Below are 6,929 nucleotides of genomic sequence, written 5' to 3' on the forward strand. Positions count from 1 at the left end.
GTCCCCCGCCAACCCGACGCCATCACCACCGCCGCCCACTGGCTCCTCACCTGGGCAGAGCCCGACCACACCTGGCCACCCCACATCAGCGGCACCAACCTCGACACCGGACCAGGCCCCCACACCGCCAACGCCCCCGGCCGCCGCACCGCCTGGTGCTACGGCACCCCCGGAATCGCCACCGCTCTCACCCACGCCGCACACGCCCTCAACGACCGCCACATCCTCAACATCGCCACCGCCGCCCTACACCACATCGCCACCCACCCCGACCAGTGGGACACCGAAGGCCCCACCCTCTGCCACGGCACAGCCGGCATCCTCCAAGCCGCCAAGCACCACAACCCCCAACTGGCCCACCACGTCGCGATTCCCCAGCCGCACTCGGCTGCCCCAGGGCTCCTCAACGGCACTGCCGGTACAGCGCTCGCCCTCGCCGACCACGGCGGCCTCCTTGCTCACCCCAGGACCACGACCTGGGATGCTGTCCTGCTTCTCTCGTGACGCCCTGGCCCCAAGGCGGTTGGTGAGCGAACGGATCTCCCGGTGAAGTGGCGGCCCTGACGCGTGCAGTTCAAAACCGTGACGTGTGTCTCATCTCTTCACGGATGCGGACTTTCGGTGACTGAGGGGTGATGATCTTCTTTGCATGTCCAGACCAAGGGGGTTACAAATGAAGAAGCTTCACAGACTGAGACCCGGTATGCCGACCCGGCATGTAGCGCATGCCGTCATAGGTGCTCTGGTGGTCGGGTGGGCTGTGACCGGGGAGACCGTCGCCAGCGCCGAGGCCCCTACCGCAGTGCCTGCGGCGGCTGACTCGGAAAGCTCGGAGGACGCTGCAATCGGCGCTGCGCGAAGGCGCGCAGCCGCGACAGGTGAACGCTCTGAAGTCGAGGCTCTGCGGACCGAGAGTTCGACCACCTACGCCAACCCGGACGGCTCGTTGACGGAGGAGTCGACCACAGGTCCGATCCGGGTTCGAGGCGCGCGTGGTGAGTGGCGCAAGGTCGATACCACGTTGGTGTACCGCGACGGGGTGGTACGGCCCAAGCAGGCCGCGACCGATATAGCGTTCTCGGGTGGAGCAGGCGCCCCCCTCGCGCAGGTGAGCGCGGGTGAACAGAGCTTCGGCATCGGCTGGGACGGGGAGCTTCCCCGGCCCACGCTCCGGGGCAACACTGCCCTCTACCGCGATGTGCAGCCCGACACCGACCTCGTGCTCACCGCGCTACCCGAAGGTTTCTCCCACCACTTCGTACTCAAGAAGCGGCCGAAGGAGAAGGTGGAACTGCGCATACCCGTGGTCGCTGAGGGTCTTGACCTCAAGAAGACTGCGGACAAGCGGCTGCTCTGGAAGGACGCTGACGGCGACGAGGTGGCGACCGCACCTGTCCCCGTCATGTGGGGTGCAGCCGAGGGGACTGCCTCGGGTGAGCCGGAGAAGGTCACGGACGTCGCCGTGTCGGTAGAGACCAGCCGGGACGAGCAGACTCTGGTGCTGAAGCCGGATGACTCGTTCCTCGCGGACGAAGGCGTGAAGTACCCCGTGGTGGTAGACCCGACCAACACGCTGCTGGGCCCCGCAACCGACACCTGGATCCAGGACCGTGCCTACCCGTCCTCTCAGCGCGGATCAACCGAACTCAAGGCGGGAACGTACAACGGCACCGAACGGGCCCGTTCGTACCTGAAGTTCAACACCACCCGGTTCGCCGGCAAGCGCATCGTTGACGCGAGCCTACGGCTGTACTCGCACTGGTCGTCCTCGTGCTCGACCGCGAACTCCGGTATCCAGGTTCGGCGGATTACCAGCGACTGGGACCCTTCCGCCATCTCCTGGTCCCAGCAGCCGAGCACGACTACCGCCGCCGCCTCAGTGTCCAAGGCGGCAAAGGGATACAACTCAACCTGTCCTGCCGGACAGGTGTCGTGGAACGTCAACGGCATCGTCCAAGCCTGGGCTGACGGCCAGCCTGACCACGGGCTGCGGTTGGCCGCTGTTGACGAGACCGATCCGCTCACTTGGCGACGCTACCGGTCCGCCAACTACGTCAGTGGATCGCACGACGCGGCAAACGAGCCGTCTCTGATCGTCACGTACAACTCCGCTCCCGGGACTCCCACCGCGCTGGGCCTGAGTCCGCTCAAAGCCGACACCATGCTGACCACTGCCGGGACGCTCACCCCCACCCTGCGGGCAAAGGTGAGCGACAGCGACGCGCAGAGCTCATTGGTCACCGAGTTCCAGGTGCAGCCAGACCCGGCGTTCGCCGACACCACCTACACGTGGACGGGTAAGACCGCAGCGTTTGCGCCGGGCGCTACGGCCACGGTCCAGGTCCCCGCTGCCTCAGCCCTCCCTGATGGCGCTCACCTGCGCATGCGCGCCCGCACCAGCGATGGGGTCGATACCTCGGCCTGGTCGGGCTGGACCGTCTTCCGCGTGGACGCGACCGCCCTTGCGCCCGCTGACCCTCCCGCGGCGTTGCAGACCGGAGCGACGGACACACCCACACCGCTGGTCTCCGGCATCGTCACCTCGCCGAACGGTGGCATGGTCGAAGCCCAGTTCCGCCTCCGGAACCCAGAAGGCACCGAAACACTGGGCACCCAACTCGTCGAGAACGGCCAGCGCGCAAGCTTCCAGATACCGGCTGACCGCCTCACCGGAACAGGCCCGTTCGCCTGGTCGATGAGGGCTTGCTACTCGAGCAAGTGCTCCGCCTGGACCACGTTCGCCTCAATCGCAGCGGGGTCATCCGGCGGCCTGCCGACCCCTCCAGTCCCTATGCCATCGGCCACTGTGCCACTGAGCACGGCAAGCGCCTGCGTCGGGGATAGCGGGTGCGTCGGACGGGCCGGCACTCCGCTCAGAGTCGGAGAGGTATCGGGCCGAAGCTGGCGCACGTACCTCAAGGCAGACCTGTCAAAGCTCCCTGCTGGCGCGCAGGTGACCAACGCAGTGCTCAACCTCCACACAAGCGGGACGACACCTCGGGTGGCCGTGCACGCACTCAACGAGGAGTGGACGACCGAGGGAACAGGCGACAGCCTGGACGCCGTCAGTGCGCCCGAGGCCAACCTGATGGCCACTGCCCCTTGGGAGCTCGACGTCACCGCGCTGGTTACGGGCTGGACCGACGACGCAAACGTCAACCACGGTCTCGTTCTCCGGATGCCGAAGGACGCACCGAATGGTGCCGGCATCAGCTTCAGTTCGGCCACGCTCACGGTTGAGTACGGAGTCGCCACAGCGCCGTCGACGCCGACCGGACTTCGCGCTCGCGCCGGAGACGGCGGTGCCCTGGTGACATGGAACGCAAGCAAGGACAGCGGGTACAACGACTCGGTCCTCACCTACGAGGTGACCGCCGTGGACGCCACAGGCGCGGTGGTCGCCAAGAAGACCACCGAAGGCACGGACGCAGTGCTGACCGGCCTTACCAACGGAACGTCGCACACCTTCCGGGTTACCGCCTCCAACCCGTACGGCACCAGTGGAAGGGTCACCAGCGGAGCGATCACGCCGGTAAGCGCTTCGCCGGACGGCGCGTCGTATGTGCAAGCGGTCCGGGAGTACCTGCAAGCCAGCGCATCGATGACCACTGGCGCCCATCACACCGCCGCCAGCGCCACACGCGGGCGTACTCACGCCGCACGCTACTCATCGCTGCTCAAGGCGGAGGAGTCGTGGCTGATCGACACACGGGATGCGTTGAATGCCGACGACCTCACCTTCACATCCATCACCTCGACAGTGTCCGACGCCCTGGTGATGCCTGCCAGCGACGGCTCGGTGGCCGTTCGTGCCAAGGTAAGAGAACAGCGGTTCCTCGCTGACTCACCTGCTGATCCGGAGACGAGCGAGGAAATCGTGCTCTTCTCGTTCGCCGGAGACACCCCTTCGCTGCGCAGCAAGATGGACGCAACCCAGTACGAGCAGAGGCTCCCTCGAGGTGAGGAGGCGTTCATCATGACGACGTACGGAACCGTCGAGGACGGGACGCCCTCGGTTCGGTCCTCCTCAACCGGTGGCCTGGTCTCAGAGCAGCGTCTCGAAGGCCCGCTCTTTGTCACGCCGTTCGCCACCATCGACGCCAAGGGCACGTCGAAGTGGGCGAGGGCGAATTACAACGCACCCCATGAATACAGTCAGAACTGCACCAACTACGTCTCCAAAGCCCTCTACCACGGTGGCGGCATGCGCATGAAGGGCACGAGCAAGGACAGGAAGAGCATCAATGTCTGGTGGCGGACCAAGCACATGGCGCCGCCACACTCGGGAGGTGGCATCTACTACCTCAACTCCCACACCTGGACGGTCGCCGACCACATGCGTAGGTTTTTTGACAAGCACAGCAAGGGAGTGGTGAACACGGAGACCAAGCAGCAACACGCCAAGGTCGGTGACGTGGTCTTCTTCAAGTGGGGTGGCAAGGGGAACTGGGACCACACCGGCGTGGTTACCAAGATGTCCAAGGGGAAGGCTTACGTGAGCGCGCAAAACAGGAACCGGCTGGATCAGCGTCTCGACGTCTTCCTTAAGAAGAGTGAGAAGGGCACGTGGGCGGACATCGTCCGTGTCGAGCCGGGATGGTACTGATGCAACGGCCTCGCGTATCCAAGCTAACGGTGGCTATTACAGCGGCCGTGTCGGTCTGCGTTGCTGCTGCCGCGTGGTGGTTTCTTCGTGACCCGACGCCCTATGAACTACGGGACGCGCCGAAGGTCCAGGTGACGGTTCAGCCGGAAAAGTCTCGCTACCCGGACGTGAAGGAGGTGGCTCAAGAAACCGAGCTGGTGATCAAGGTATACGTCCAGCGCCTCCAAGCCGGGGATGCCGCTGACCTCGCTCGTATCGGCGCTCCCTGGTACTCCGACAGGGAGCAAGCGGCGCAACAGCTGATCTCGCAGTACGGCGAACGTGCCGGCGAGCCTGTCAAGGCGGTCGTGGTCGACCCTGTCGTGCCCTACATCACGTACGTCGACCTCAGCTTCGCTGATGGAAGCAAACAGAGGATTGGGCTCTCCAAAGACGGGCGCGTGTGGTGGCTGCAACTAGGCGACGGCGACCCCGTCAAGCCCTAGGAAACGGCGCAATATGACGAGGGACGCCACCCACGGACATACCATCCGTGGGTGGCGTCCCTCATTCGCCACATCATGTCTGTGCCGACAGACAGGCTGCAAAGAGACCTGGCCGAGGAGGCTTACGCGTGAGCGATGCGTGAGCGGACGGGCGCATTCGGCGCGTCAGCGTCCGGACGGCGTGGCACAGGCCGAGCGTTCTGGCCTGGCCTCCCCGGATGGAGCAGGACCACCCGGATGCATCCGGGTGGTCCTGACCAGGACTTTCGATCCATTGGTCGTGGGTTCGAGTCCCACGCGGCCTCACGACCGCCGTGACCTGACCCGCGCTTTCGCCGTGTCTGCAGCGGGCTGGTGTCGAGTGAGGTGAGCCCTGGGGCGCAGTGTGTGCGTCGGAGGCGCCGGGCTGGACGACTACCTCGCGAGCTCGGTGACGAGAAGCTCGTTCGGGACATGGTCGTCGGCGACCTCCAGCGGGTGATCAAGTATCCCGAGCTGGGGTTCGCCATCGCCCAGGATGTTCCAGCGTACGTGCGTGACGCGTATGGAGTCGCCTATCCGCGATGGGCTTCATCAGCCGACTCGTCTCCTGACTGGCCCGTCCCGGCGTCCGCCCGCTGGTCGACCAACGGGGTGTGTCGGCCGGCTCACGGGTGAGTGGACTAGACCAGTGGTGGTTCAATGGGTTACAAACGCAGTCGGACCACCGCGCCCACTCTCCGCCTGGAGGCACCTCACATGTCCGCCACCGCCCCGAACGGCAGCGCCGAGCAGAGCGAGCTGCCCGGCAGCGTCATGTCCCGCGAGATGGCCGAGCAGCCGGAGATGCTGCGCCGCATCCTCGACTCCGGTGCCTCCCGCATCCGGGAGACCGCCGCGCTCGTCGCCGCCCGCAAGCCGAGGTTCGTGCTGCTCACCGCGCGGGGAACGTCGGACAACGCCGCGCTCTACGCGAAGTACCTGCTGGAGATCCGGCTGGGGCTGCCGTGTGGGCTGACTTCCATGTCCACCACGACGGCGTACGAGGCCCGGCCTGATCTGCGGGACGTGCTGGTGATCACGGTCAGCCAGTCGGGCGGGTCGCCGGACCTGGTGGCGTCGACCAAGGCCGCGCGGGAGGCCGGGGCGATCACGCTCGCCGTGACGAACAACCCGGACTCGCCGCTAGCCGCCGTCTCCGAGTACCACATCGACATCATGGCGGGTCCCGAGAAGGCGCTCCCGGCCACCAAGACCTACACCGCCTCCCTGCTCGCGCTGTACCTGTTCGTCGACGGTCTCGCCGGCGGCGACGGCGCGGCGGCGAAGGACCTGCCGGGCCTCGCCCAGTCGCTGCTGGACCGGCAGGACGAGGTCCGCACGCTCGCCGCCCGCTACCGCTTCGCCGAGCGCATGGTGATCACCTCGCGCGGCTACGGCTACCCGACCGCGAAGGAGGCCGCGCTCAAGCTCATGGAGACGAGCTACATCCCGGCTCTCTCCTACTCCGGCGCGGACCTGCTGCACGGCCCGCTGGCCATGGTCGGCAACGTCTCCCCGGTGATCGCCGTCGTCCCGGACGGCCGGGGCGGGGCGGCGCTGGCGCCCGTCCTGGAGCGGCTGCGCGAGCGGGGCGCGGACCTTGTCGTCTTCGGCACCGCCGAGCAGGTCGAGCAGGCCTCGGCCGGCTTTGTGCTGCCGACGGAGGAGGTGGCGGAGGAGCTTCAGCCGCTGCTGGAGATCATCCCGCTGCAGCTGCTGGCCTACGAGGTGACCATCGCCCGGGGCCAGAACCCGGACGCGCCGCGCGCCCTCGCCAAGGTCACCGAGACCCACTGATCCCACCCCTGTCTCTTATA

4 protein-coding genes are annotated in these 6,929 nt (G+C 66.5%); all 4 read left to right on the forward strand.

The window, feature by feature from the left end:
- A partial coding sequence (locus GL263_RS18110; RefSeq protein ID WP_323379457.1) for a lanthionine synthetase LanC family protein occupies positions 1–504 on the forward strand: 504 nt, incomplete at its 5' end.
- Positions 505–673: 169 nt separating this feature from the next.
- A complete protein-coding gene (locus tag GL263_RS18115) occupies positions 674–4,606 on the forward strand; it encodes a DNRLRE domain-containing protein (protein ID WP_182856768.1) in 3,933 nt (1,310 codons plus the stop codon).
- Between the two features lie 29 nt (positions 4,607–4,635).
- Complete coding sequence (locus GL263_RS18120) at positions 4,636–5,091, forward strand: hypothetical protein (protein WP_182856769.1); 456 nt, start codon at positions 4,636–4,638, stop codon at positions 5,089–5,091.
- A gap of 738 nt (positions 5,092–5,829) precedes the next feature.
- The gene (locus GL263_RS18125) at positions 5,830–6,909 is read left to right on the forward strand and encodes an SIS domain-containing protein (protein ID WP_182856770.1); all 1,080 of its coding nucleotides are present in this window, start codon (positions 5,830–5,832) and stop codon (positions 6,907–6,909) included.
- Positions 6,910–6,929: the final 20 nt, after the last annotated feature.

This window comes from Streptomyces durbertensis, assembly GCF_014156695.1.
GTDB lineage: Bacteria > Actinomycetota > Actinomycetes > Streptomycetales > Streptomycetaceae > Streptomyces > Streptomyces durbertensis.

What these genes read in the sequence shown, in the direction of transcription:
- GL263_RS18115 (WP_182856768.1), top strand. Translation starts at nt 674, where the DNA reads ATGAAGAAGCTTCACAGACTGAGACCCGGTATGCCGACCCGGCATGTA.
- GL263_RS18125 (WP_182856770.1), top strand. Translation starts at nt 5,830, where the DNA reads ATGTCCGCCACCGCCCCGAACGGCAGCGCCGAGCAGAGCGAGCTGCCC.